This window comes from Rivihabitans pingtungensis (assembly GCF_003201855.1).
GTDB classification, from domain to species: Bacteria; Pseudomonadota; Gammaproteobacteria; order Burkholderiales; family Aquaspirillaceae; genus Rivihabitans; species Rivihabitans pingtungensis.
Map to the genome: position 1 here is coordinate 101,091 of NZ_QJKI01000006.1, position 23,547 is coordinate 124,637.

23 protein-coding genes are annotated in these 23,547 nt (G+C 64.2%); 14 read left to right on the forward strand and 9 right to left on the reverse strand.

Annotated features, from left to right (window positions below; all coding sequences use genetic code 11):
- The first annotated feature begins 87 nt into the window (after positions 1-87).
- From phoB to tal, 4 genes are all read left to right on the forward strand, one after another.
- Positions 88-777: a phosphate regulon transcriptional regulator PhoB gene (phoB, locus tag DFR34_RS06670; protein ID WP_110390375.1), complete on the forward strand. Its 690-nt coding sequence runs from the start codon at positions 88-90 to the stop codon at positions 775-777.
- Positions 778-933: 156 nt separating this feature from the next.
- Complete coding sequence (phoR, locus tag DFR34_RS06675; RefSeq protein WP_110390451.1) at positions 934-2,235, forward strand: phosphate regulon sensor histidine kinase PhoR; 1,302 nt, start codon at positions 934-936, stop codon at positions 2,233-2,235.
- A 125-nt stretch (positions 2,236-2,360) separates the two neighbouring features.
- Positions 2,361-3,332 carry an RpnC/YadD family protein gene (locus DFR34_RS06680; protein ID WP_110390376.1) on the forward strand — a complete coding sequence of 324 codons (972 nt, stop codon included), beginning with the start codon at positions 2,361-2,363 and terminating at the stop codon, positions 3,330-3,332.
- A 197-nt stretch (positions 3,333-3,529) separates the two neighbouring features.
- Entirely contained in the window at positions 3,530-4,591 is a 1,062-nt protein-coding gene (gene tal / locus DFR34_RS06685) for a transaldolase (protein WP_110390377.1), read from the forward strand.
- A gap of 129 nt (positions 4,592-4,720) precedes the next feature.
- On the opposite strand, the gene DFR34_RS06690 is transcribed toward tal, so the two are convergent.
- Complete coding sequence (locus tag DFR34_RS06690) at positions 4,721-5,434, reverse strand: response regulator transcription factor (RefSeq protein WP_110390378.1); 714 nt, start codon at positions 5,432-5,434, stop codon at positions 4,721-4,723.
- 190 nt (positions 5,435-5,624) lie between these two features.
- A complete protein-coding gene (locus DFR34_RS06695; protein WP_110390379.1) occupies positions 5,625-6,149 on the reverse strand; it encodes a hemerythrin domain-containing protein in 525 nt (174 codons plus the stop codon).
- Positions 6,150-6,265: 116 nt separating this feature from the next.
- Here DFR34_RS06695 and ampD point away from each other — a divergent pair, with 116 nt between their 5' ends.
- The gene (gene ampD, locus DFR34_RS06700) at positions 6,266-6,841 is read left to right on the forward strand and encodes a 1,6-anhydro-N-acetylmuramyl-L-alanine amidase AmpD (RefSeq protein WP_110390380.1); all 576 of its coding nucleotides are present in this window, start codon (positions 6,266-6,268) and stop codon (positions 6,839-6,841) included.
- Here the strand turns inward: ampD and kup are convergent.
- Complete coding sequence (kup, locus tag DFR34_RS06705; protein ID WP_110390381.1) at positions 6,826-8,700, reverse strand: low affinity potassium transporter Kup; 1,875 nt, start codon at positions 8,698-8,700, stop codon at positions 6,826-6,828. The genes ampD and kup overlap by 16 nt on opposite strands.
- Positions 8,701-8,944: 244 nt before the next feature.
- On the opposite strand from kup, the gene pap reads away from it, so the two are divergent.
- On the forward strand, positions 8,945-10,465 hold the full coding sequence (gene pap / locus DFR34_RS06710) for a polyphosphate:AMP phosphotransferase (protein ID WP_110390382.1): 1,521 nt from the start codon (positions 8,945-8,947) through the stop codon (positions 10,463-10,465).
- Between the two features lie 59 nt (positions 10,466-10,524).
- Here pap and DFR34_RS06715 read toward each other — a convergent pair whose 3' ends face one another.
- The 6 genes from DFR34_RS06715 to DFR34_RS06740 form a co-directional block, all read right to left on the reverse strand.
- Positions 10,525-11,091 (reverse strand): hypothetical protein, encoded by a 567-nt coding sequence (locus DFR34_RS06715; protein ID WP_110390383.1) that lies wholly within the window; start codon positions 11,089-11,091, stop codon positions 10,525-10,527.
- Positions 11,088-12,479, reverse strand: coding sequence for a hypothetical protein (locus tag DFR34_RS06720; RefSeq protein ID WP_110390384.1), 1,392 nt, complete (start codon positions 12,477-12,479; stop codon positions 11,088-11,090). Before DFR34_RS06720 ends, DFR34_RS06715 begins: the two co-directional genes overlap by 4 nt.
- A complete protein-coding gene (locus tag DFR34_RS06725; RefSeq protein ID WP_110390385.1) occupies positions 12,476-13,669 on the reverse strand; it encodes a type II secretion system F family protein in 1,194 nt (397 codons plus the stop codon). The genes DFR34_RS06720 and DFR34_RS06725 overlap by 4 nt, the downstream gene beginning before the upstream one ends.
- 3 nt (positions 13,670-13,672) lie before the next feature.
- Complete coding sequence (locus tag DFR34_RS06730; RefSeq protein WP_110390386.1) at positions 13,673-15,340, reverse strand: GspE/PulE family protein; 1,668 nt, start codon at positions 15,338-15,340, stop codon at positions 13,673-13,675.
- A complete protein-coding gene (locus DFR34_RS06735; RefSeq protein ID WP_146215071.1) occupies positions 15,337-15,828 on the reverse strand; it encodes a hypothetical protein in 492 nt (163 codons plus the stop codon). Before DFR34_RS06735 ends, DFR34_RS06730 begins: the two co-directional genes overlap by 4 nt.
- 245 nt (positions 15,829-16,073) lie before the next feature.
- The gene (locus DFR34_RS06740) at positions 16,074-17,852 is read right to left on the reverse strand and encodes a type II secretion system protein GspD (RefSeq protein ID WP_110390388.1); all 1,779 of its coding nucleotides are present in this window, start codon (positions 17,850-17,852) and stop codon (positions 16,074-16,076) included.
- A gap of 379 nt (positions 17,853-18,231) precedes the next feature.
- On the opposite strand from DFR34_RS06740, the gene DFR34_RS06745 reads away from it, so the two are divergent.
- The 8 genes from DFR34_RS06745 (at position 18,232) to DFR34_RS06780 (ending at position 23,516) form a co-directional block, all read left to right on the forward strand.
- Positions 18,232-19,044 carry an ABC transporter ATP-binding protein gene (locus tag DFR34_RS06745; RefSeq protein ID WP_245906827.1) on the forward strand — a complete coding sequence of 271 codons (813 nt, stop codon included), beginning with the start codon at positions 18,232-18,234 and terminating at the stop codon, positions 19,042-19,044.
- Entirely contained in the window at positions 19,037-19,825 is a 789-nt protein-coding gene (mlaE, locus tag DFR34_RS06750) for a lipid asymmetry maintenance ABC transporter permease subunit MlaE (RefSeq protein ID WP_110390390.1), read from the forward strand. Before DFR34_RS06745 ends, mlaE begins: the two co-directional genes overlap by 8 nt.
- 25 nt (positions 19,826-19,850) lie before the next feature.
- Positions 19,851-20,333: an outer membrane lipid asymmetry maintenance protein MlaD gene (gene mlaD / locus DFR34_RS06755; protein ID WP_110390391.1), complete on the forward strand. Its 483-nt coding sequence runs from the start codon at positions 19,851-19,853 to the stop codon at positions 20,331-20,333.
- Positions 20,334-20,398: 65 nt separating this feature from the next.
- Positions 20,399-21,028, forward strand: a complete 630-nt coding sequence (locus DFR34_RS06760; protein WP_110390392.1) for an MlaC/ttg2D family ABC transporter substrate-binding protein — start codon at positions 20,399-20,401, stop codon at positions 21,026-21,028.
- On the forward strand, positions 21,015-21,287 hold the full coding sequence (locus DFR34_RS06765; RefSeq protein WP_110390393.1) for an STAS domain-containing protein: 273 nt from the start codon (positions 21,015-21,017) through the stop codon (positions 21,285-21,287). Before DFR34_RS06760 ends, DFR34_RS06765 begins: the two co-directional genes overlap by 14 nt.
- Positions 21,271-22,038, forward strand: a complete 768-nt coding sequence (locus tag DFR34_RS06770; protein ID WP_158281751.1) for an MlaA family lipoprotein — start codon at positions 21,271-21,273, stop codon at positions 22,036-22,038. Before DFR34_RS06765 ends, DFR34_RS06770 begins: the two co-directional genes overlap by 17 nt.
- Positions 22,039-22,215, forward strand: coding sequence for a hypothetical protein (locus DFR34_RS06775; protein WP_211309315.1), 177 nt, complete (start codon positions 22,039-22,041; stop codon positions 22,213-22,215). It abuts the gene before it with no gap.
- Between the two features lie 239 nt (positions 22,216-22,454).
- Complete coding sequence (locus tag DFR34_RS06780) at positions 22,455-23,516, forward strand: Fic family protein (RefSeq protein ID WP_110390395.1); 1,062 nt, start codon at positions 22,455-22,457, stop codon at positions 23,514-23,516.
- Positions 23,517-23,547: the final 31 nt, after the last annotated feature.

Consider the following 23,547-nt stretch of genomic DNA (forward strand, 5'->3'; position numbering starts at 1 on the left):
CAGCGAAGGCCGGACTTGTCATGTTTCCGTAACAGCAAGTTTCTATCCTTGCCATAATTTCTTCAAACGCGACAACGGAAACCCGCCATGCCCGCCAATATTCTGCTGGTCGAAGACGAGCCGGCCATCCAGGAACTGATTGCCTTCAATCTGACCCAGGCCGGCCACCACGTGCTGCGCGCCGCCTCGGCGGAAAACGCCATGACGCTGGTGAAAAACGCCCTGCCCGACCTGATCCTGCTGGACTGGATGCTGCCGGGCGCCTCGGGCGTGGAGTTTGCCAAAAAGCTGCGCGCCGACGAGCGCACGCGCGGCGTGCCCATCATCATGCTCACCGCCCGCTCGGACGAGCAGGACAAAATCACCGGGCTGGAAACCGGCGCCGATGACTACATCACCAAGCCGTTTTCGCCGCGCGAGCTGCAAGCGCGCATCAAGGCCGTGCTGCGCCGCCGCGCGCCGCAGATGACCGACGACGCGGTGGATATCAACGGCCTGCGCCTGGACCCGGTGACCCACCGCGTGCACGGCCACGGCCAGCCGATTGACCTGGGGCCGACCGAATTCCGCCTGCTGCATTTCTTCATGACCCACCCCGAGCGCGTGCACTCGCGCGCGCAGCTGCTGGATCAAGTGTGGGGCGACCATGTGTTTGTGGAAGAACGCACGGTGGACGTGCACATCCGCCGCCTGCGCAGCGCGCTGGAGCCGTCCCAGCACGACAGCCTGATCCAGACCGTGCGCGGCACCGGCTATCGTTTTTCTGCCCAGCCGTAAACGGTGCGCCATGGCCTACCGCGCGGCGCACCACATCTTCCTGGCGTGCTGCGCTGGGTTTTGTGGGCCGCGCGACATGCGGCGGCGCCGCTCGCCCACCCCGCCTGCCAGACAAAATTCAGGCATGATTCGTTTTTGCTTTGCGTAAGGATGTGCATGCGTCCCCTTTTGCTTCGTAGTCTGTACTGGCTGGCCGGCGTTGGCGCGGCAGCGGCGCTGGCGGCGCTGCTGTTTGGCTGGGCTGTCGGCCTGGCGCTGGCGCTGCTGGCGGCGCTGACAGGCCTGGGCTTTCATCTGTATTACCTGGACAAGCTGCTGGCCTGGCTGGACAACCCCGCGCCCGAGCGCACCCCGGAAGGCATGGGCGGTTGGCAGGATGTGTTTTCTGCGCTGTACCGGCAAAGCCGCCAGCAAACCATGGCGCAGAAAAAACTCAGCAGCGCGCTGGAGCGCTTCATCAATGCCGGCGAAGCCATGCCCGATGGCGTGGTGGTGCTGGACGAGCACGACCGCATCGAATGGCTCAACCCGATGGCGGTTGACCACTTTCAGCTGGACCGCAAGCGCGACGTGGGCAATATGGTGGCCAATCTGGTGCGCCAGCCCGGCTTTCATGACTACCTGCTGGCGCAAAACTACAGCCAGCCGCTGATCCTGCGGCTCAGCCAGCCGGTGGAGCAAGTGCTGGCGGTGCAGTTGGTGCCGTTTGACTCCACCCGCAAGCTGTTGATCTCGCGCGACATCACCCAGCTGGACCGCGTGCAGACCGTACACCGCGACTTTGTCGCAAATGTCTCGCACGAACTGCGCACCCCGCTGACGGTGATTGGCGGCTTTCTGGAAACCCTGGCCGATATGGACGCCCCCGAACCGGACGTCACCCGCCAGTTTCTGCCGATGATGATGGAACAGGCCAAGCGCATGCAAAGCCTGGTGGAAGACCTGCTCACCCTGTCGCGCCTGGAAAACGGCAGCAAAACCGCCAGCCAGGAAAAAGTGGACATGGCTGCCCTGCTCAACACCCTGCGTGTGGAAGCCGAAGGCCTGTCGCAAGGCCGACATCAGATCATCCTGGGCGATTGCGACGCCGCCAATCTGTGGGGCAACGCCAACGAACTGCACAGCGCCTTTGGCAATCTGGTGTCCAACGCCGTGCGCTACACCCCGGAAGGCGGGCGCATCCGCCTGGACTGGCGGCTGGACAAGGGACGCGGCGTGTTCAGCGTCAGCGACACCGGCATCGGCATCGCCCCGCAACACATCCCGCGCCTGACCGAGCGTTTTTACCGCGTCGATCGCGGCCGCTCGCGCGGCACCGGCGGCACCGGCCTGGGCCTGGCCATCGTCAAACACGTGCTTGCCCGCCACCATGCCCGGCTGGACGTGCACAGCGAACTGGAGCGCGGCAGCACCTTCTCGGTGTGGTTCAACGCCGACCATCTGGCGCCGACGGCGTAAGCATTGCACATCAATCCCCCTGGGCGGCCCCACGCCGCCCAGCCGCCCGTTTGCGTATCTTCGCGTATTGTTTGCGCCTTTATCCGGTTTTAAGCTGAGCGCTTCGTCACCGCCGAAAGCCCAGTATGGATAGCTCCGACGACTACGACAGCCCGTGGAAAGAAGCTGTTGAAAGTTACTTTCCCGAGTTTATTGAGTTCTACTTTCCCGAAGCCAGCCAGCAAATAGACTGGGTGCGTGGTTACCAATTTCTCGACCAGGAACTGCGCGCCGTGGTGCAGGATGCCGAGCTGGGCAAGCGCTTTGTCGATAAATTGGCCAAAGTAGCGCTGTGCGACGGCAGCGAGCGTTGGGTGTATGTGCACCTGGAAGTACAAGGCAGCGCCCAGGCGGAATTTGCCGAGCGGATGTTTGTCTATCATTACCGGCTGTTTGACCGGTATCGGCAGCCGGTGGCGAGCTTGGCGCTACTGGCAGATACCACCGCCAGCTGGCGGCCCAGCCAGTTTGGTTATCAAGCCCTGGGTTGTTCGATTGAGTTGAATTTCCCCACCGCCAAGTTGCTGGACTACGCTACCCAGCAAGACCAGCTGTATCAAAATCCGAACCCCTTCGCCCTGGTCACCCTGGCTCACCTACTCACCCAAGCCACCCGGCAAGACATGAACGCCCGCTTCGCCGCCAAGTGGAAATTGGTGCAGTTGTTGTATCAGCGTGGCTGGGATAAACAACAGGTGATTGACTTGTTCAGTGTGCTGGACTGGATGATGCGCCTGCCGGAACAGCTGAAACGTTCGCTGTGGCACAATATCGAAGTGCTTGAGGAGCAAGAAAAAATGCGTTACGTGACTTCTGTTGAGCAGATCGGGATTGAAAAAGGCTTGTTGCAGGGCCTGATGCAAGGCCGTCTGGAAGGTGAGCAAAGCGGCATCGCCAAGGGCGAAGCCTACGCCTTGCGCCGTCTGCTGCAAAAACGCTTCGGCCCGCTGTCTGACGATGTGCTCGCCCGCCTGCAAGCCGCCAGCATCGACGAGCTGGAGCTGTGGCTGGATCGCGCCTTGGATGCCGACAGCTTGGCCGGGGTGTTTGCTCAGTAAACAGCGCGCGCTGTCACTGGCTTGCAACACAGATGTTTTAAAACAAGTCTGTTTTGCGCTTGCCTGTCTCTGCCTTGGCGCTGGTCAATCTTTGGCGCATTTCCTGCTTCCCGTTCGCCGTGCCGCTGGCATAATGGGGGGCTTGCTGCCTGCGGGCAGCCAGCGCCCGCCCTCTTCGCACCGCCAGAAAGACCCGTATGAATCGATTGCAAGCCATCCGTCCGTTCGGCCAGCGCATCTGGCTGGACAACCTGTCCCGCGACCTCTTGCGCAGCGGTGAGTTGTCCCGCTGGATCGACGAGGACGGCATTGCCGGGGTAACTTCCAACCCGGCGATTTTTCACAAAGCCATCCGCGATGACGTCCGCTATGTCAGCGCCCTGCAAGCACTCAAGGCGCTGCCCGACCTGGACGCCGAGCAGCGTTACGAACAATTGGTGATTCCTGATATTCAGGCCGCCTGCGATCTGCTGGAGCCGCAGTATCGCGCCAGCCAGGGCGACGATGGCTATGTCAGCCTGGAGGTCTCGCCGGCGCTGGCGCATGACGCCGAGGGCACGGTGGACGCCGCCCGCCGGCTGTGGACGGCGATTGACCGGCCCAACGCCATGATCAAGATTCCGGCCACCGCCGCTGGCGTCACCGCGCTGGCCACGCTGATCCGCGAGGGCATCAACGTCAACGTCACGCTGTTGTTCTCGCGCACACAAGTGGAAGCCACCTGGGCGGCGTACGAGGCCGGGCTGGCGGCGCGTCTGGCCGATGGCCAGGCGTTGGGCCGGGTGCGCTCGGTGGCCAGTTTCTTCTTGTCGCGCATCGACAGCCTGCTGGATCCGCAACTGCCCGAGGCTTTGCGCGGCAAGGCGGCGGTGGCGTTGGCGCGCGATGTTTACGCCGCTTGGCAGGCGCGGCTGGATAGCCCGCTGTGGGCGCGTTTGCGCCAAGCCGGCGCGCAGCCGCAGTGGCTGCTGTGGGCTAGCACCGGCACCAAAAATCCGGCCTATTCAGACGTGCTGTATGTCGAAAGCCTGATTGGCGGGCAGACGGTGAACACTGTGCCGGACGCCACCTTGCTGGCCTTCCGTGACCACGGCGAAGCTGCTGCCACGCTGGCCGCCGACCCGGCTGGCGCGCGCGCCGTGCTGGCGGCTGTAGCCGCCGCCGGGGTGGATCTGGAGGCCGTGGGCGAGCGCCTGCAAGTGGATGGCCTCAAGCTGTTTGATGACGCCTTTGCCGCGCTGCTGGCGCTGACGGCGTAATCCTCTGCGCTGGCTGAAAAACTGCGCCCCACCGATGATTGATCTTCATCGGTGGGGCGCGGGTGTTTTTAGCGTCGTTTACCCGACAAAGCCAGCGGGATTGACTGAATCCCGTTTGGCGAGATGAACTCAGTTCACATGCTCGGCCACCCGGCTGACCGGCTGCTGGCCATCCAGCCGTACCGGATCGAACACATAGCCCTGGCCCTTGATGCCGCGCACGCTCAGGCCCGGCAGTTTGCGGCGCAGGCGGCTGATCAGTGCTTCCAGCCGGCGCTCGTCGTAATCCCAGTAGTTGGCGCCCAGCGCTTCAATCAGGCAGCGGCGGCTGACCAGCGCGCCTTCAGCGCGGGCGGCGGCGTTCAGCACGCGGGTTTCGTTGTGGGTCAGCGCGATATGCGCGCCATTGGGCGCGGTCAGCGTCAGCGTGCGCGGGTTCAGTGCCCAGCCGGGCGGGCATTCGCCGACGGCGAGCGGCAGGCGGCGCAGCAAGGTGCGCACGGTCAGATGCAGTTCGCGCGCGTCCACCGGCTGCACCAGATAGGCATCGGCGCCGCTGCTCAGGCCGTCGATGCGGGCGTTCAGGCTGCCGTCTTCAGACAGGGCGATGATGCCCAGCTGCGGATAGCGGGCGCGCAGCTCGCGCACCATCTCCAGACCCTGGCCGTCGGGCAAATCCAGATCAATGGCCAGCACGCTGGCCGGGCGGACGGTCAGCCAGGCTTGCAGGGCAGTCCAACTGCTGTGGGTGGCAACGGTAAGGCCCTGGTGATGCAGGGCCTGGCTCAGGGTTTCCAGGGTATCGAGATGCCCGTGGGTCAGCACAATGTGCGCGTCGGTCATGGCTGTCTCCTTGCTCTTATTGGGGGATGCCAGACATTTGCAAGCGTTGTGCCAGCTATTTAATGGCTTGATTTTATTGTTTTTATTTTGATTGTTGCCGGGGCGTGACGTCAGGATGGACGAAGGCGTCCATCCTGACAAAGCCTGATGGACGCTTCGGGTCGTGTCAATGTATTTAACTTGAGTGGGCTCAGTCGCGACGGCGTGCGCTCATGGCGCCGCCAATCCGCTCCAGTTCGTCGGCGCTCAGCACCTGCTGCGCCAGCGGCAGCAACTCGCCTTCTTCGTGGTCGATATGGCCGCGATAGCGCTGCACAAAAGCCTGGCTCAGGTGGGTGTCCAGCGCGGCCGCGTCGCCAGCGTTCACCGCCAGCAGTTGCTCGCGCAGTCGCGCCCACATGCCTTCCAGGGTGATGTGCTCAATGGCGATTTCGGTCAAGAGCGGCTGGCTGTCCGGCGCGCGTGCGGCCAGCAGCGGAAACAAATCGCGCTCTTCGTCGGCGTGGTGCAGCGGGCCGGCTACGTCAAAATAGCGCAGCACGCCTTCCAGCGTGGTGACCACCACCGGTGTGACGCCGTGCTCGGCCAGATAGCCGGGCAGTTTGTCCAGCTGGGCACAGCAGCGCAGCACTTTTTGGTGGCAGCTCGTCAGCATGTCCAGCGGCGTGTCAAAACTGGCCGCCGCCGGGCTGGCGAAGGGTTCGGATGGCAACATGGCAAAACTCCAAAAGTCAAAACGGTTTGCCCAAGCCGCCCAAGCGGGCTGGGCAAACAGTTCTGCCGGGCGACGCGGTATCATCGCCGTTCTGATTGTCTGTTTCGAGCACCGATATGTCCACTGCCCTGACGCTGGGCGCCGACGGCTGGATTGACCAGGCCCGGCGCGCGCCCTCGCCCAATTGCGACGCCCAGACCGAGCCGCCGCAGCTGCTGGTGATTCACCATATCAGCCTGCCGCCCGGCCAGTTTGCCGGCGATGACATTGAGCGGCTGTTCACCAACACCTTGCCGGCAGAGGGCCACCCAGACTACAGCTGGATTTCCCAGTTGCGGGTGTCGGCGCACTGGCTGATTCGCCGTGATGGCGAGCTGGTGCAGTTTGTCAGCGCCGGCCAGCGCGCCTGGCATGCCGGCGCCTCTTGCTGGCGCGGCCGGCAGACCTGCAATGATTTCTCGCTGGGCGTCGAGCTGGAAGGCACCGGCGACACGCCGTTCACCGATGCGCAATATGCCCGGTTGGGCGAACTGGCGCGCACGCTGGCGGCGGCCTTGCCGATTGTCGAGATGACCGGTCACGAGCATATTGCGCCGGGGCGCAAAAGCGACCCCGGCCCCTCATTTGACTGGCCGCGCGCGCAAAGCGCATGCGGGCTGCCCGTCTGGTTTGGCGATCAGAGCTCGACCTGAGTGCCCATTTCCACTACCCGGTTGGCCGGAATCTGGAAGAAATCGGTCGCGCGCAGGGCGTTTTTGGATTGCAAGACAAACAGTTTTTCCCGCCAGCGCGCCATGCCGGGGCGGTCGGTGGAGATCAGCGTTTCGCGCGACAGGAAGAACGAAGTATCCATCGGCTCGAACTCCAGCCCTTGCCCTGCGCACAGGTCAAGAATCTCCGGCACATTGGGCACTTCTTTAAAGCCGTAGCGGGCCACCACCTGCCAGAAACTGTTGGACAGGCGGGTGACTTGCACCCGGTTTTCGGTTTTGACATACGGCTCGTCGATGTTCTGCACTGTCATCAGCACAATGCGCTCGTGCAGCACCTTGTTGTGCTTGAGGTTGTGCAGCAGCGCATGCGGCACGCCCAGCGTGGCGCTGTTAAGAAACACCGCCGTGCCCTGCACGCGGGTGGGCGGGTAGGTTTCCAGGTTTTCGATAAACGAATCCAGCGGCAGCGCCTGTTCCTGCAAGCGCTGGAACAGCAGCTCACGGCCACGCCGCCAGGTGCTCATGATCACAAACATCACCAGGCCAATCACCAACGGCAACCAGCCGCCAGAGAACAGCTTGAGCACATTGGCGACAAAAAACGGCACGTCAATCACCAGTAGCGCACTCAGCAAGGCCACGGCCACCGCCAGCGGCCAGCCCCATTGTCGGTGGGCCACGGTGCAGGACAAAATCGAGGTAATAATCATGGTGCCGGTGACGGCGATGCCATAGGCGGCAGCCAGGGCGCTGGAATTCTGAAAAGCCAGCACCACGATGATCACCGAGCCGAGCAAGGCCCAGTTCACGCCAGGGATGTAAATCTGGCCGATTTCATGGTCAGAGGTGTGTTGAATGGTCAAACGCGACAACAGCCCCTGCTGGATGGCCTGGCGGGTGAGCGAGAACACCCCGGAAATCACCGCCTGTGAGGCAATCACCGTCGCCGCGGTGGCCAGCGCCACCAGTGGCATGGTGGCCCAATCCGGCGCCAGGTGGAAGAACGGGTTTTCCACCGCCTCCGGGTTGCTCAGCAAATGCGCGCCCTGGCCAAAGTAGTTCAGCAGCAGGGCCGGCAGCACCAGGCTGAACCAGGCATAGCGAATCGGCTTGCGGCCAAAGTGGCCCATATCGGCGTACAGCGCCTCGGCGCCGGTCAGCGCCAGCACCACCGAGCCCAGCGCCAGCAGGCTGGCCCAGCCATGGTCGGCCAGAAAGCTCAGGCCCAGCATCGGATTGACCGCTTGCAGCACGGCCGGCTGTTTGCTGATGCCCAGCACGCCCAGCGCGCCCAGGGTGAGAAACCACAGCCCCATGATCGGGCCAAAAAACGCCCCTACTTTGGCAGTGCCGCTTTTTTGAATCAAAAACAGCGCAATCAGCACGCCCAGTGCCAGCGGCAGCACATAGGCATCCAGCTCGGGTGCTACTACCTCCAGCCCTTCGACCGCAGACAGCACCGAAATGGCCGGGGTGATCACCACCTCGCCAAAGAACAGGCCCGCGCCCAACAGGCCAAGCACCAGCACCAGCGAGCGCGGCAAGCCTTCCAGCTTGCGGCCAGCCAGCGCCGCCAGGGTGAGGATGCCGCCTTCGCCTTTATTGTCGGCGCGCAGCACAAAAGAAATGTATTTCAGGGTGACCACCACGATGATCGACCAGAAAATCAGCGACAGGATGCCGGTGACGTTGGCGACGGTGGGGGTCAGGTGGGTGTGGGCGCTGAAGCATTCTTTCAGCGTGTACAGCGGACTGGTGCCAATATCGCCGTAGACAATGCCAAGAGCGGCAAGGGTCAGCGCAGGCAGCGCCGGTTTGTGGCCGGAAGCAGAGGACATGGAAAACGCCAGTGATGTGCCAAACTGGAATGGTAGTAAGTTTACGGGGGCGCGCCAACACCTCTGTGCACCGGGCGCGACCTGGACACCTCTTAAAAGTTCATTCCGGCTCTATTGCGTTGCACAATCGCGACAAAAACCGTCCTTTTGCCCGCTGACATGCTCAGCCACGGGGCTTGCCTATGCCTGCCTGATGCGCTGCCTCTGGAGTATGCTGGCGCAATCTTGCCACCGGAGTTGCACCATGTTTGAATCCGCCGAGCTGGGCCATCGCATCGACAAGGCGCGTTTTCGTGAAGAAAGCCCGGCACTGCGCCAGGCGCTGCTGGAGGCGCAATACGAGCTGCGCGAGCGCGGGGATTTTCCGGTGATCATCATGCTCAACGGCTTTGACGGCGCTGGGCGCAGCGAAACCATGAATCTGCTGTCGTCCTGGCTGGACCCACGGCTGATCCAGATTCACACCCGCACCTCGGCCTTTGCCGACGAAGACGACGACAATCGCGGCCGGCCCTGGCTGTGGCGCTACTGGCGCGCGCTGCCACCCAAGGGGCGCATCGGCCTGATGTATGGCTCGTGGTATTCCGACATCCTGTTTGGCCAGGTCAACGGCCACCTGGACAGCGAAACCGCCGCCCACCGGGTCAGCGAAGTGCTGCGGCTGGAACGCCAACTGGTGGCCGAAGGCGCGCTGATCATCAAGCTGTGGCTGCACCTGTCGCGCGAGAAACAGAAAAAACGCCTGAAAGCCCTGGAGCACGACCCGGCTACCCGCTGGCGAGTGCGCGCGCAGGACTGGCGGCATTACAAGCAATACGCCGATATCCGTCGCCACGCTGAACACATCCTGCGCCGCACCAGCACGGGTGAAGCGCCATGGGTGATTGTCGAGGGCGAGGACGACAACTACCGCCACCTGACCATCGGCCATGTCATCTTGCAAGCCTTGCGCGCCCGACTGGATGCTGCGCCACTGACCCACCCACGCGCCGAAGCGCCGCCCTTGCTGCCGCCATTGGACGGCCTGCAGCTACTGGACACCCTCCAGCTGGATCAACCGATGGGCAAGGCCGACTATCAGCGCGAGCTGGAACACTGGCAGGCGCGGCTGAACCGACTGACCCGTCACCCGGATTTTGCCCGTCGCGCGCTGGTGGCGGTGTTTGAGGGCAATGACGCTGCCGGCAAGGGCGGCGCCATCCGCCGCATTGCCACCGCGCTGGACGCCCGTGCCTATCGCATCGTGCCGATTGCCGCGCCCTCCGAAGACGAACGCGCCATGCCGTGGCTGTGGCGTTTCTGGCGACAGGTGCCCAGCCACGGCAACATCACCATTTTTGACCGCTCCTGGTATGGCCGTGTGCTGGTGGAGCGGGTGGAAGGCTTTGCCCGCGAGCACGAATGGCTGCGCGCCTACGGCGAGATCAACGACTTCGAGCACCAGTTAGCTGACGCCGGGGTGATGGTGGTCAAGTTCTGGCTGGCCATCAGCCACGATGAACAACTGGCGCGCTTTCAGGCGCGCGAACAAACCGGCTTCAAGCGCTTCAAGATCACCGAGGAAGACTGGCGCAACCGGGAAAAATGGCTGGCTTACAAAGATGCGGTGTGCGACATGATCGACCGCACCAGCACACAAACCGCGCCGTGGACCTTAGTAGAAGCCAATAACAAGCACTACGCCCGCATCAAGGTGCTGCGCACGCTGTGCGAGCGGCTGGAAAGCCAGTTGGACACCACGCCGGAAGACGACGCCGCCGGCTGATGGCGTCAGGGCCGAGTGGCCGGTGACGTTGAAACACCACGGCGCCGGCTAGCAGGTGGCTACTCGTTGGTCTGGCTGATCCAGGCCAGCTCACATTCGCCGTCTACCGTGTCGTCATCTGTGGCCTGTCGCCGCCACTGGCAGGCGGTGGGCAACATCAGACCGGGCAGGCTGGCCAGCGGCGCCAGCATGTCGGCTAAGTGGCGGGGATGGCTGAGTCTCAGCTGGATGTGCAACAGACTGTGCGCCAGTGGGGCATCGGGTGGCCACGGCCAGGATAGCCGCTGGCGTGGGCCCAGTTGGGCGCGGGCGTGCTGTACGCCAGGCTGGCGCGGCAACTGGGCCAGAATATCCAGGGCGGCCAGCCGGTTTTCTGGCGCCAGCCAGCCGCGCTGGCGCAGGGTGTGCCACAAGGGCGTGTCGTGCTCGTGCTGCTGCTGGCGTTGTTGCAAGGCTGCTTGCTGCGCCTGGGCGTGGGCGGCCAGGGTGCGCTGCTGGCTTAGCCGGGCGTCGGCCACCCGCCAGTGGCGCCAGCCGGCCCAGACGATCCCCAGGCCCAGCGCCAGACTGAGCGCCACCAGCAGGCAGCGCCAGGGAAGGCCGGTGGGTCGGGCGGGCCATTTCATTGGCCCGCCTTTCGGGCCGGCAGGGTCAGCTGCACGACAAACCGCACGACCTCCTCGCTTTGGCTGTGCAAGGTGGCTTCCGCGCGGGTATCGAAGGGGGCGTGGCTGAGCGTGGCATTCCAGCCAGCTTGCCGGCAGGCGGCCAGCAACTGCTCCAGCTCGGCCAGCGCCTGACGGGCGGAAAGGGTTGCGTCGGCGCGCAATTCCAGTTGCACATGGGCGCCACTGCCCTGACTGAGCCGGGCAGGGTCGGCGCGCCAGTGCAAGGCCGTAACTGACAGCGCTGGCCGGCGGGCCAACTGTTCGGCCAGGGCATCCAGATCGTCGCCCAGGCGTGGCCAGCGCGTGCGCAATATCAGCAGGCTGTTCAGGGCGGCGCGGCGTGCCTGCGTGACTTCTGCCGGGCCCAGGCTGGCTGCCAGTTGCTGGTTGCTGGCGTGCAGGGCGCGGGTGTGCTCGGCCAACTGGGCCGCCTGCCGGTTCAGCGCTTCGCCCCAGGCAAACCAGCCACCGCCCAACACGGCAGCGGCCAGACTGATGGCCAGGGTCAGCCGGCGGCTGCGGGGCGAACATTGCCCCAGTTGTGGCCGCGATGTGCCGGGTGGCCAGCGATAATCGCCCGGCTGGCGGCTTAGCTGTGCGCTCAGCCAGTCCGGCCAGCCGGATTCAAGCGGTGCTTGCTGGCGCTGAAAGCCCGCCAGGGCTGGATGGTGAACCAGACTGTCGTCCTCCCCGGTTTGCCAGAGGGTGGGGATGCCGTGGGCCGGGTAATCCGGCTGGCTGGCAAAAAAATCCAGCACCTGGCTGATGTCCTCCCCGGCCGGGCCGACCTGGCGGCTGTGGCGCACCCGGCCATCCTGTAGCCAGCTCAGTCGGGCGCTGGCCAGGCCAGGTTGCAATAGCAGCGCCGGGCCGTGGCTGGCGCCCAGCGTGCGCGCCAGCGGCTCGCCCAGCCAACTGGCTGAATACAGCGCCACAGGCGGGGCTGCGCCATGTGTCAGCAGGTGCAGCCAGGCGGGCAGTGAGCCCTGCATTGGCACTCCACACAGCTGCAACACGGTGTCGTCTGCCAAACCCGGCCGCCAGCGCCAGCCCACCAGCGCATCGGCAGCAAACTGGTTGCGCCGGCATTGCTGCGCCAGTGCGCGTCGATCATGCCAGCGCAAGGCCGGGGTGTGCTGCTCGTGCAGGGTTTCGCAGGCCAGGTCGATCAGCACCCGGCTGTGTGCTTCACCATGACTCTCACCCAGGCAGCGCAATAGCGCGGCGTGGCCTTCGGCGTCGGCAGCAAAACGGCGTGGGGCGGCTGGGCTGGCAAACAGGGGCCAGGCCCAGGCGGCGGTATCGCCCAGCACGATGATCCATTCGTGAGTTTTGCCGGCCTTCATGCGCTGGCGCCCAGCCGGGTGAGCGCGCTGTATACCGGGCCGAGTACAGCGCTGACCATCCACAACAGCAGGCCGCCCAGCAGCACGGTCAGGGTGGGTTCCAGCAGGGTCAGCAGCCGCTCGCTGGCCAGACGCACCTCCCGCTGATAACTGTCGCTGACCTGGGCCAGCGCCCGAGCCAGTTCGCCACTGCTTTCTCCTACGCGCAGCATGCGCAAGGCCAGCGGCGGCAAGATGCCGACGGCGGCAAAGCCATCGCTCAGGCCGCTGCCGTTGGCGATATGGCGACGCGCCAGGCTGACGCCATGACGCAGCACTTGGTTGTCGATGACGGCCTCGCCCACCCGCAAGGCATCCAGCAAGGGCACGCCGGAGGCACTCAACATGGCCAGGGCCTCGGCAAAGCGGGCCAGCTCACGCTTATGCTGCAAGGGGCCCCAAAGTGGCAGGCGCAAGGCCAACTGATCGCGTGCTGTCGCCAGCCAGGGCCACTGTCGCGCCAGCCAGGGCAGGCCGATTGCCAGCGCCAGCCCAGCCACGGCCAGTGGCGCGCCGTACTGTTGCAGCAGGGCTGATGTGGCCAGCAGCGCCTGGGTGCTCCACGGCAGTGATTCTCCGGTGCTGGCCAGCAGGTCGGCCAACTGGGGCACCACCTGGGTCAGCATCAGGGCGGCCACCAGCAACACCAGCACCAGCACAAAGGCCGGGTAGAGCAGGCTTTTGCGCAGATGGGCGCGCAAGGCCTCGTCGCGACGCAGGCTGTCGGCCAGACGCGCCAGGGTGGAGGCCAGTTCGCCGGCGGTTTCACCGGCCTGCACCAGGCCGCAGAGCAGGGGCGAAAAACTTTCTGCTTGCGCGGCCATGGCTTCGGACAGGCGTTGGCCATCGTGCACCGCGTCCACCAGCATGGCCATGGCGTCGCGCGGGCGGCGATGGTCTTGGGCATCACGCACACTGCCCAGCGCATCCAGCAGCGGCACCCCGGCGCGCAGCAGTTGTTCCAGATGAAAACACCATTCCGCCTGTTCGCTGGCGGTCAGCCCGCGCGTCGCCCGGCATGGCCTGGCGCGCAGCAAGGTCAGGCCATTGCGCGCCAGGCGCTGTGCCAGCGCGGCATCGTTGGCTGCCTGACGCACGCCGTGCACCACCCGGCCATCGGTATGCACGGCACGAAACCGGTAGCGGCGCATCGCTCAGTCCTCACCGGCCCGGTGGCCCAGGTCCACCACGCGCAAGGCCTCGTCCAGGGCCACTTCGCCGGCCAGCACCCGGCTGCGCATGGCCTCGGCCAGCGGGATGAAGCCCTGTTGGCCAGCATGGCGGCGCAGGTCGGCCAGCGGCGCGCGTCGGCCGATCATGGCGTCCAGCTCACTGTCGATGTCGAGGATTTCCAGCACTGGCAGCCGGCCACGATGGCCATCGTGGCGGCACAGCGGGCAGCCACGGGCACGGTAGAGCATGGCCTGGTCGGCCGCTGCTCCCAGCAAGCGGCGCGCCCGGCTATCGGTGGGCACCGGCTGCCGACAAGCGGGGCACAGTGCCCGCACCAGTCGCTGGCCCACCACGCCAATCAGATTGCCGGCCAGCATGTCCGGCCCGACCCCCAGGTCCAGCAGGCGGGGAATGGCGCCCAGCGCCGAATGGGCGTGCAGGGTGCTGAGCACCAGATGGCCGGTCATCGCCGCCCGGAACGCCATGCGCGCAGTGGCTTCGTCGCGGATTTCACCCACCAGCAGAATGTCTGGATCCTGGCGCATCAGTGCGCGGATACCGCTGGCAAAATCCAGCTTGAGGGCTTCATTCACCGGTGTTTGCCGCACCATGGGCAGTGGATATTCCACCGGGTCTTCCAGCGTCATGATGTTGACCGTGCTGTCATTCAGATGCGCCAGCATGGCGTACAGCGTGGTGGTTTTGCCGGCGCCAGTGGGGCCGGTGACCAGCAGCATGCCTTCCGGGCGCGCCAGCATGCGGGTGAGCTGGGCATGCTGGGTGGAGGTGGTCAGGCTGGCCAGTGTGGGCAGGCCGCGGGCACGGTCGAACAGCCGCAGGCTGAGGTTTTCGCCGTGCAGGGTGGGTAGGCAGGCCACCCGGATGTCCAGGGTGCGGCCGGCCACCTGCATGGACAACTGGCCATCCTGCGGGGCGCGTTGCTCGGCAATATTGAGCCCACCCATCACCTTCAGCCGCACCAACAAGGGGGGCCAGTGCGCCTTGCGCAGGCTGCGCGCCGGGCGCAGTACGCCGTCGATGCGGTAGCGGATGCGCACAAAGCCTGCCTCTGGTTCCAGGTGGATATCCGATGCGCCCAGGCGGGCGGCATCTTCAATCAGTGCCTGTGCCAGTCGTACGGCGGGGGCTTCGCCATCCTGCTGGCCGCTGCGCCATTCGGTCAGTACGGCGCTCAGGGTATCCGGGGCGCCATAGGCGCGGTCCAGCGCTTGCAGAATGTCGGCTTCATCGGCCAGTTGCACATGCACCCGCGCCACCTGTCCCTGACTGGCCGCCACCAGTTGATCGTGCGCTCGCAGGTCGGCGGGTCGGGCGCTGGCGATGGTCAGGGTCTGGTTGGCCGGCGCATAGCGCAGGGGCAGTATGCGCAGCTGGCGCGCCCAGTGCGCTGGCACCACCGCCAGTGCGGTGCTGTCGGCCACCAGTGCCCGCGCTTCCAGGCTATCCAGGCCCAGCAACTCGGCCAGGGTGTCACGCAGCACGCCATCGGGCACAAAGCCCAGTTGCGCCAGCGCCTGCTCCAGTGGTCGCCCGGCGTGGACTTCGGCCTGGGCGATGTCCAGTTGGTCGGCGTCCAGCCAGCCCCGCGCCAGCAAGGTGTCGCCCAGCCGGGCCGCCAGCGCGCTCATGGGTGTTCTCCCGCCCGTTGTTGCCAGTGCTGGGCGGCAACGTGCTCGCCTGCGGCGGTCAGCGCCAGCGCCAGATTGTGCGCCAGCGTCGGATCGGGGGTGTGGGCATAGGCACGTTGGTAAGCGGCGATGGCTGGCCACCATTGGCCGCTTGCCAGTAGCTGGTTGCCGGTTTGCCAGGCCTCGGTGTCGGGGGCGCTGGCGAGGGCGTTTGTCGTTCTGGCGACAGTTGGATCCCGACGCAAGCCGGCCGGGCGCGCCCATGGGTCGGTGGCCGGGGTGGTGGCTGGCGCGGGCGGGGCGATCGACTCGTCGGTGATGGGGGCCGACCTGGCCAGTGGGGCGGGTTCGGCCAGGGCGATCGGGTCAGCTGGCGTGGCAGCTGGCATTGGCGCTGCCGTGGCCTGGGTCGGGGCTTGGGCTTCAATAATGGGAGAAAATGCAACCTGCCAGTAAGCGACTGCTACGGCCAGGCTGATGACGGCCAAGCCAATCCATGCGCCCGTGACTTTCCGGCCATATTGCCATTGCCCCACGGGTGGGCGGGGAGCGGCAGCCACTGGTGGCGGTGTGTTGACGGCGGCGGTCAATGCGGTGACTGGCGGGCTGGTCGGTGTGGGGTTGGCCACCGCTGGTGCCGTTGGCTGGGCCTGCGGTGGCGGACTGATGGAGGGGGCTGCGGGCGGATGCAGCGATGCTCCTGGCACGCCAAGATGCCAGCCGGACGGGTGGCTCATCGTTCGCTCCCGTTGAAAAACCCGGCATCGGGCAGTGCGCCGGCCAGCCCGGCCAGATCCCCGCCATGCACCGCAGGGTGTTCCACCAGAGTGGGGCGCAAAAACACCACCAGTTCGGTGCGCACCAGCCGGTCGGTTTTGTGACTGAACAAGCGGCCAATGCCGTCCAGCATGCCCAGGCCGGGCAGGCCGTCGCTTTGATTATCCAGCCTGTCCTGGATCAATCCGCCCAATACGCCAATCTGGCCACTCATCAGCCGCAGGGTGGATTCCAGCTCGCGCACTTGTACGCGCGGAATCGGGCTGTTCACCCGAGCGTCGGCCAGCGTCACCGCCGGGTCGCTGACATAGCCGGTGATCTGGGTGATGGTGGGGCGCACATGCAGCGAGACTTCGCCATTGGCGCTGATTTGTGGCTGCACGCTGAGCACGATGCCTTCGGGCACGGTATGCAGCGTGCTTTCGTAGTCCACCCGGTCGGGTTTGTCGGCGCCGCCCTCGGTGCGGCGCACCTTGAGGGTGAAATATGGCATGTCGCGCACCACTTTCAGCAGTGCTGCCTGATTGTTCAAGGCCATCAGCTTGGGGCTGGACAGCACCCTGGTGCGGCCAAAATGCTCCAGCAGCTTCACCGCCGAAGTCAGCGAGCCGCTGTGGTAATACAGCAAAGACACCGGATTGGCCCCCAGCGCCCGATCCAGCGGCATCGTGCCGCGCAGGGCAGTGTCTGACAGCAGATTGCTGCTGTTTTGTACAAACTGCGGCGAAGCGCTGCCGGTCAGCCGCGACCAATCCACCCCGGTTTCAAATTCTCGGGCCAGTTCCACTTCGACGATGGTGGCCTCGATCAACACCTGACGGCGGGCGCTGTGAGCAATCTGGCGCAGAAAGCGCCCAACCAGCGCGTGCTGGCGACGGGTGGCGCGCACCGCCAGCACCCCGGTTTCCAGGTGCAGGCTGACGCGCACGGTTTTGTCTTCGCTGCGCGTTTGTCGCTGGCCGGGCTGTACGCGGGTGTGGCTGAACTTGCTGTGTTCGCCATCGCGCACGGTGACGCCATTTTCGGGCGCCGTGCCCTGGTTGGCTGATGGCGGATTCAGCTTGCGCGAGCGGGTCTGGCTGTCGGTGTGGGTGGTGGTGTCGCGGATTTCCTGTTCGCGGTCGATGGTGACGATCTGCACGGTTTCATCCTCACGGCGCAACAGCTCTTCCAGGCTGCTCAGCAGCGAACGCCAAAAGCGATGCTGGCTGCTGCTGCGCAACTGGGTGCCGGATTGGCTGGCGCGGGCATCGCTGCCCTGGTTTGCGCTGGCCGACACCACTGACGTGACTACGCCGCTTTCGCCGCGCGCCTCCCGCTCAATGGCCACGTAATCGACCATATACGATTCGACATAGGGCAAATCAGGGGTAATCAGGTAGGTGTCGCCCTCGTGTCGCCAGCGGATGTCCACCTGCTGGGCAATGCGTTCCAGCAGTGCTGGCAAGGGCTGGCGAATGGCGTGCAGGGTGACCACGCCATTGATGGCGGGATGCACGTCCATGTTCACCTTGGCGTCACGCGCCAGGTTGATCAGGATTTGCTGCACTGGCGAGGCAATGACATTCAGGCTGAAGGTGGGTGTAGTGATTGCCGCTGGGGCCGGCGGAGGCAGTGGGGCTGGTGGACGCATGGCCGGCGCTTCGGCGCGCATCAGGTGCTCGCTGGGCGCCGGGACAGGCGTGTGCTGGCAGGCCGTCAGCAGCATGGCACACAGCCAGAAGGCCCGTTTCATCGTCCGGACCTGCTGCGTGGCAACATGCCAACAGGGAACCTAATGTACCGATGCTCGCTCCATCTCATGCACACTGCAACACACGGCATTGTTGACCCCCTGGCCAAGCTGGCTTTGCACGCACTGATAACGTTAGAATGGCCGGCCGGCTCCCATGTCTGCGTGGTATCGCCAGTCTCTGGCGCGACGCGCAATGGGCACTTCGCGATCGGCTTTGGCTATCTTAATGGCGTTTTACGCCTACGACATAATCCGATGTGCATGAGGCAGCAATTTTATTGCTGTGATGTGCAAAAAAGCCGCACTTTCCCGTGGCGTATGCGCACAAGTGCGCGCCGGGCCTGTTTTTTCTGCAACCGCAACGAGATTGACACACACGGTGGAACCAGACGCTTTCATTGAGCTGGACAAGGTCAGCTTTGCCTATGGCTCGCGCCGCATTCTGGACGGCGTCAGCCTGCGCATTGCGCGCGGCAAGCTCGCCGCCATCATGGGCGGCAGCGGCAGTGGCAAAACCACCTTGCTGCGGCTGATTTCCGGCCAGGTCAAACCCGACAGCGGCCGCGTCTGGGTGGATGGCCAGGACGTGGCCAAGCTCAACACTGCCGGCCTGTACGCCATGCGCCGGCGCATGGGCATGCTGTTTCAGTTTGGCGCGCTGTTTACTGATTTATCCGTGCAGGACAACGTCGCCTTTCCGCTGCGCGAACACACCGGCCTGCCAGACACGATGATTCGCGATCTGGTCTTGATGAAACTGCAAGCCGTCGGCCTGCGCGGCGCGGCCGGGCTGATGCCGGCCGAGCTGTCTGGCGGCATGGCACGGCGGGTGGCGCTGGCGCGCGCCATTGCACTCGACCCCGACCTGATGCTGTACGACGAGCCCTTCACCGGCCTGGACCCCATCGCCCTGGGCACCATTGCCGCGCTGATCAAGCGTCTGAACGACGCGCTGGGCGCTACGGCGGTGATGGTGACCCACGATGTGCATGTGTCGCTGAACGTGGTGGACGAGGTGTATTTCGTCGCCGACGGCAAAATTGTCGCCAGCGGCACGCCCGATCAAGTGCGCCACAGCGCCGACCCGTTTGTGCGCCAATTTGTTGACGGCCAGCCGGACGGCCCGGTGCGCCTGCATTACCCGGCCGAGGATTACGCCTCGCAGCTGGGCCTGGGAGGCCGCCATGGCTGATTCTTCCTCGCGCAACCTGTTTGCCGCATTTGGCCACCGCCTGATTGAAGCGGTGTGGAAGCTCGGTTTTGTCTGCCGCTTTTTTGCCGCCATCCTGCGCGACTCTGGCGCCAGCCTGCGCCGTTTTCCGCTGGTGATTCGCGAAATCTATTTTGCCGGCGTGCTGTCGATGATCATCATCGTGGTGTCTGGCATGTTTGTTGGCATGGTGCTGGGCTTGCAGGGCTATTCCACCCTGGTGCGCTTTGGCTCGGCCGATGCACTGGGCGCGCTGGTGGCACTGTCCTTGCTGCGTGAACTCGGCCCGGTGCTGGCGGCGCTGCTGTTCGCCAGCCGCAGCGGCTCGGCCATCACCGCTGAAATCGGCCTGATGAAGGCCACCGAACAACTGGACGCCATGGCGGTGATGGCGGTCAACCCGATTGCCCGCGTGGTGGCGCCGCGCTTTTGGGCCGGCGTGCTGTCCATGCCGGTGCTGGCGGCCATCTTCAATGTGATGGGGATTTTTGGCGGCTATTTTGTCGGCGTTACCCTGATCGGCCTTGATCACGGCACCTTTTGGTCACAAATGCAAAATGCCGTGGACTGGCACACCGACATCGTCAATGGCCTGATCAAAAGCCTGGTGTTTGGCGCGGCAGTGTCGCTGATTGCCGTGTTTGAAGGCTTTGACGCCAAACCCACCGCCGAAGGGGTGTCTTCGGCCACCACGCGCACCGTGGTGACCTCGGCGCTGACCATTCTGGCGCTGGACTTTGTATTGACAGCTTTCATGTTCTAACCGCGAACAAGACTGAGAATTTGAGATGAAACGCGCTACGATTGATTTATGGGTGGGGATTTTTGCCGCGCTGGGCTGCGCCGCCGTGCTGTTTCTGGCGCTGAAAACCGCCAATTTGACCGTGGGCAGCGGGAGCAATGGCACCTATTCGCTGTACGCCGAGTTCGACAATATTGGTGGGCTGAAAGTCAAAGCGCCGGTGAAGATGGCCGGCGTGGTGGTGGGACGCGTCACCGACATCCGTCTGGACAACAAATCGTTCCGCGCCCGCGCCACCCTGGAAATGGACAAGCAATACCAATTCAGCCGCGATGTATCGGCCGAAATCCTCACCTCCGGCTTGCTGGGCGAGCAATACATCGGCCTGTTGCAAGGCGGTGATCCAGACAACCTGGCGGCTGGCGACACCATCAAGCTGACCTCCTCGGCGCTGGTGCTGGAGCAGCTGATTGGCAAATTCATGCTCAATGCCGCTGAAAAACCGGCCGCACCGGCCGATAGCCATTAAGCGTTGTCGGTTCTGATCTCCGGACAACGCCACGAATACACGATAAATACACGGGATACCAAAAAATGAAGAATCTTCTGGGCAAGTTACTGATCTGCTGTGCCTTTGTGTCGTTTTCGCTGCACGCCATGGCGGAAACCCCAGACGAACTGGTGCGCGACACCTCGCGCCAGGTGCTGGACGTGCTCAAGCGCGACAATGGCAAAAACACCAAGAACATCCGTGCTGAAGTGGAAGCGCTGGTGCTGCCCAAGTTCGACTTCACCCGCATGACCGCGCTGGCGGTAGGCCGTGGCTGGCGTGATGCCACGCCAGACCAGCAAAAACAGCTGACCGACCAGTTCCGCATGCTGCTGGTGCGCACTTATTCGTCCACCATGACCCGCTTCAAGAACGCCCAGATCACCGTGCAGGCCAGCGCCCCGGCCGCTGATGCGCGTGAAGTCACCGTGCGCTCGGAAGTCGAGCTGCCGGCCAACGCTGGCGACAAGCGCAGCGCCCAGGTGGACTACACGCTGATCAAAACCCCCACCGGCTGGCGCGTCTACAATGTCAGCATCGAAGGCGCCAGCCTGGTGACCATCTATCGCAACAACTTCAACGACATCCTGCGTCAGGGTGGCCCGGACGCGCTGATTCAGTCGCTGAAGGACAAAAACGACGCCTTGTCCGGTGGCAAGCATGCCAGCAACTGACGATGGCCTGACCCTGGCGCTGTCTGGCCCGGTCACCTTCGCCCACACCGCCCGCCTGGCGCGCGAGCTGCGCCCGCGCGCAGCGGCCGCCCGCGTGCTGGATTGGTCTGCCGTCACCCAGGTGGATTCTTCCGCCGTGGCGCTGATTCTCGAACTGGCGCGCGCCGCTGGCCACGGCCACACCCTGCGCCAGCCGCCGGCTGGCTTGTCCAGCCTGATCACCCTGTATGGAGTGGAAGACCTTGTTCGCGCACCGTGACCCCCGACGCGCTCGCCGCGTCCTCCCGGCTCTGTTGGCCGTCAGCCTGCTGGCAGGCTGCGCCGCCGCCACCCCACAAAACCGCTTCGACCCCTACGAAGCTGCCAACCGCAAGGTTCACGCTTTTAACGACGTGGTTGACCGCGCCGCCCTGCAACCGCTGGCGCGCGGCTATCGCGCCGTGACGCCCGAGCCGGCGCGAGCGGCGGTCAGCAATGTGTTTGGCAACCTGGAAGACGTGGTCAGTGTGGTCAATCACCTGCTGCAAGGCCAGTTTGCCCGCGCCAGTTCCGACCTGATGCGCGTCGCACTGAATTCCACCCTGGGCCTGGGCGGGCTGATCGACATCGCCACCCCGGCGGGCCTGCCCTCGTACAAGACTGGCTTTGGCGAAACCCTGGGCCGCTGGGGCTACCAGAACAGCGCCTATGTGGTGCTGCCGCTGCTGGGGCCTTCCACCGTGCGCGACACGGTCGGCCGCGCCGCCGACATTGCCAGCAATCCGCGCACCTATCTGCTGCCAGAACCCGCCGACGCCAACGTGGCCACCGGGGTGAATCTGCTCAGCCAGCGCGCCAATGCACTGGAACTGACCGATGCCGCCGACGAAGCCGCGCTGGACAAATATTCGTTCACCCGCGACGCCTACCTGCAATACCGCCGCACCCGTATCGGCGCAGCGGACAGCCCGGCAATGAACGACGAACCTTCCATCGACGCGCTGGTGCCGCCAGAAGCGCCGGCCAAATAAGTGCCGCTCACAAACGCACTTGCCGTGCCGCGCTGCAAGTGGCCGACATACGCCTATGTGCTGGAAAACGGCCAGGTGCACATGCACGGCCCGGCGCGAGAACTGGCGGATGACCCTCGCGTGGTCGAGGCGTATCTGGGGCTGGGGAGCAAGCATCAGGCGATGTTGAGCAGTTGAGGCTTTTCGGTAAAACCGCTGTAGACGGCCCGATGATCGGGCCGTTTTTTTGTGCGCCAAAGTGCGGGGATTCCAAACGCAGAACGCTGGTGCGCTGTGGATGGCGCGCTATGCGTGGTGATGGCGCAGCGAGGTGGCTGAAATGGGGTAATCGTGGTGGGAAATGGGGTAACGAGCATGCTTAATACCCCAATTTACGGTAGCATTACCCTATTCTTTCACTTGCCCAGTATTTGTCCATGCACTCTCTCTCGCCAGACTACCTTGCCAAGCTGCGCTTTGACGCACAGCAGTTGGCAACATTGCGCGCCTTGGGGGAATGCAGAGGCAAGCAGCAGCTTTTTGTGGTGCAGTCGCCCGAGGTCTTAAGCGATCTGCGACAAGTGGCTGTGGTCGAGTCCACCGAGTCGTCAAACCGCCTGGAGGGTGTGGTGGTGGCGCCTCATCGGCTCAAGTCACTGGTGCTCAAGAATGCCACGCCGCAAAGCCGTTCCGAGCAGGAAGTGGCAGGTTACCGCGATGCCTTGGGGCTGATCCACGAAAGTGGCGAGCAGATGCCGTTTTCGGAGGGCACGGTCTTGCAGCTTCACGGCATGTTGTACCGCTACATGCCGCAATCTGGCGGACATTGGAAGGCCACGAACAACGACATTGTCGAGCGCCACCCCGATGGCAGCTCACGCATTCGCTTTCGGCCAGTCGCCGCACACCTTACCCCTATTGCGGTGGCGGACCTGATTGCGCGCTACCGCTTTGCTTTGGACCAGCATTTGGCCGACCCCTTGGTGCTGGCGCCGCTGGCCATCCTCGATTTTCTGTGCATCCACCCCTTCCCGGATGGCAATGGCCGCATGGCACGGCTGCTGACTTTGCAGCTGCTCTATCACTTCGGCTATGCCGTAGGCCGCTTCATCAGCCTGGAGCGTACCTTTGAAGAATCGAAGGAAAGCTACTACGAAACGCTGGAGGCCAGCTCTCAAGGTTGGCACGAGGCTGCGCACAACATCGCCCCGTGGCTCAACTATTTCTGGGGGGCACTGCTGCGCGCCTACAAAGAATTCGAAGAGCGCGTAGGCGCCATTGAGCACGGACGAGGCGCCAAAGGCGAGCGCATTCGCGCAGAGATTCTCAAACGCCAACTGCCTTTCTCTATCTCGGACATCGAAGAAGCCTGCCCCGGCATCAGCCGCGACATGGTGCGAGTTGTGTTGCGCGCTATGAAAATGGAGGGGTTAATCACGCCAACAGGCAAAGGGCGTGCAGCGAAGTGGTTACACATCGAGGCTGAGGAACAAACCTAAATGCAACAGCTTCTGACACAACATCAAAGTC

What these genes read in the sequence shown, in the direction of transcription:
- phoB (WP_110390375.1), top strand. Translation starts at nt 88, where the DNA reads ATGCCCGCCAATATTCTGCTGGTCGAAGACGAGCCGGCCATCCAGGAA.
- phoR (WP_110390451.1), top strand. Translation starts at nt 934, where the DNA reads ATGCGTCCCCTTTTGCTTCGTAGTCTGTACTGGCTGGCCGGCGTTGGC.
- DFR34_RS06680 (WP_110390376.1), top strand. Translation starts at nt 2,361, where the DNA reads ATGGATAGCTCCGACGACTACGACAGCCCGTGGAAAGAAGCTGTTGAA.
- tal (WP_110390377.1), top strand. Translation starts at nt 3,530, where the DNA reads ATGAATCGATTGCAAGCCATCCGTCCGTTCGGCCAGCGCATCTGGCTG.
- DFR34_RS06690 (WP_110390378.1), bottom strand. Translation starts at nt 5,434, where the DNA reads ATGACCGACGCGCACATTGTGCTGACCCACGGGCATCTCGATACCCTG.
- DFR34_RS06695 (WP_110390379.1), bottom strand. Translation starts at nt 6,149, where the DNA reads ATGTTGCCATCCGAACCCTTCGCCAGCCCGGCGGCGGCCAGTTTTGAC.
- ampD (WP_110390380.1), top strand. Translation starts at nt 6,266, where the DNA reads ATGTCCACTGCCCTGACGCTGGGCGCCGACGGCTGGATTGACCAGGCC.
- kup (WP_110390381.1), bottom strand. Translation starts at nt 8,700, where the DNA reads ATGTCCTCTGCTTCCGGCCACAAACCGGCGCTGCCTGCGCTGACCCTT.
- pap (WP_110390382.1), top strand. Translation starts at nt 8,945, where the DNA reads ATGTTTGAATCCGCCGAGCTGGGCCATCGCATCGACAAGGCGCGTTTT.
- DFR34_RS06715 (WP_110390383.1), bottom strand. Translation starts at nt 11,091, where the DNA reads ATGAAATGGCCCGCCCGACCCACCGGCCTTCCCTGGCGCTGCCTGCTG.
- DFR34_RS06720 (WP_110390384.1), bottom strand. Translation starts at nt 12,479, where the DNA reads ATGAAGGCCGGCAAAACTCACGAATGGATCATCGTGCTGGGCGATACC.
- DFR34_RS06725 (WP_110390385.1), bottom strand. Translation starts at nt 13,669, where the DNA reads ATGCGCCGCTACCGGTTTCGTGCCGTGCATACCGATGGCCGGGTGGTG.
- DFR34_RS06730 (WP_110390386.1), bottom strand. Translation starts at nt 15,340, where the DNA reads ATGAGCGCGCTGGCGGCCCGGCTGGGCGACACCTTGCTGGCGCGGGGC.
- DFR34_RS06740 (WP_110390388.1), bottom strand. Translation starts at nt 17,852, where the DNA reads ATGAAACGGGCCTTCTGGCTGTGTGCCATGCTGCTGACGGCCTGCCAG.
- mlaE (WP_110390390.1), top strand. Translation starts at nt 19,037, where the DNA reads ATGGCTGATTCTTCCTCGCGCAACCTGTTTGCCGCATTTGGCCACCGC.
- mlaD (WP_110390391.1), top strand. Translation starts at nt 19,851, where the DNA reads ATGAAACGCGCTACGATTGATTTATGGGTGGGGATTTTTGCCGCGCTG.
- DFR34_RS06760 (WP_110390392.1), top strand. Translation starts at nt 20,399, where the DNA reads ATGAAGAATCTTCTGGGCAAGTTACTGATCTGCTGTGCCTTTGTGTCG.
- DFR34_RS06765 (WP_110390393.1), top strand. Translation starts at nt 21,015, where the DNA reads ATGCCAGCAACTGACGATGGCCTGACCCTGGCGCTGTCTGGCCCGGTC.
- DFR34_RS06780 (WP_110390395.1), top strand. Translation starts at nt 22,455, where the DNA reads ATGCACTCTCTCTCGCCAGACTACCTTGCCAAGCTGCGCTTTGACGCA.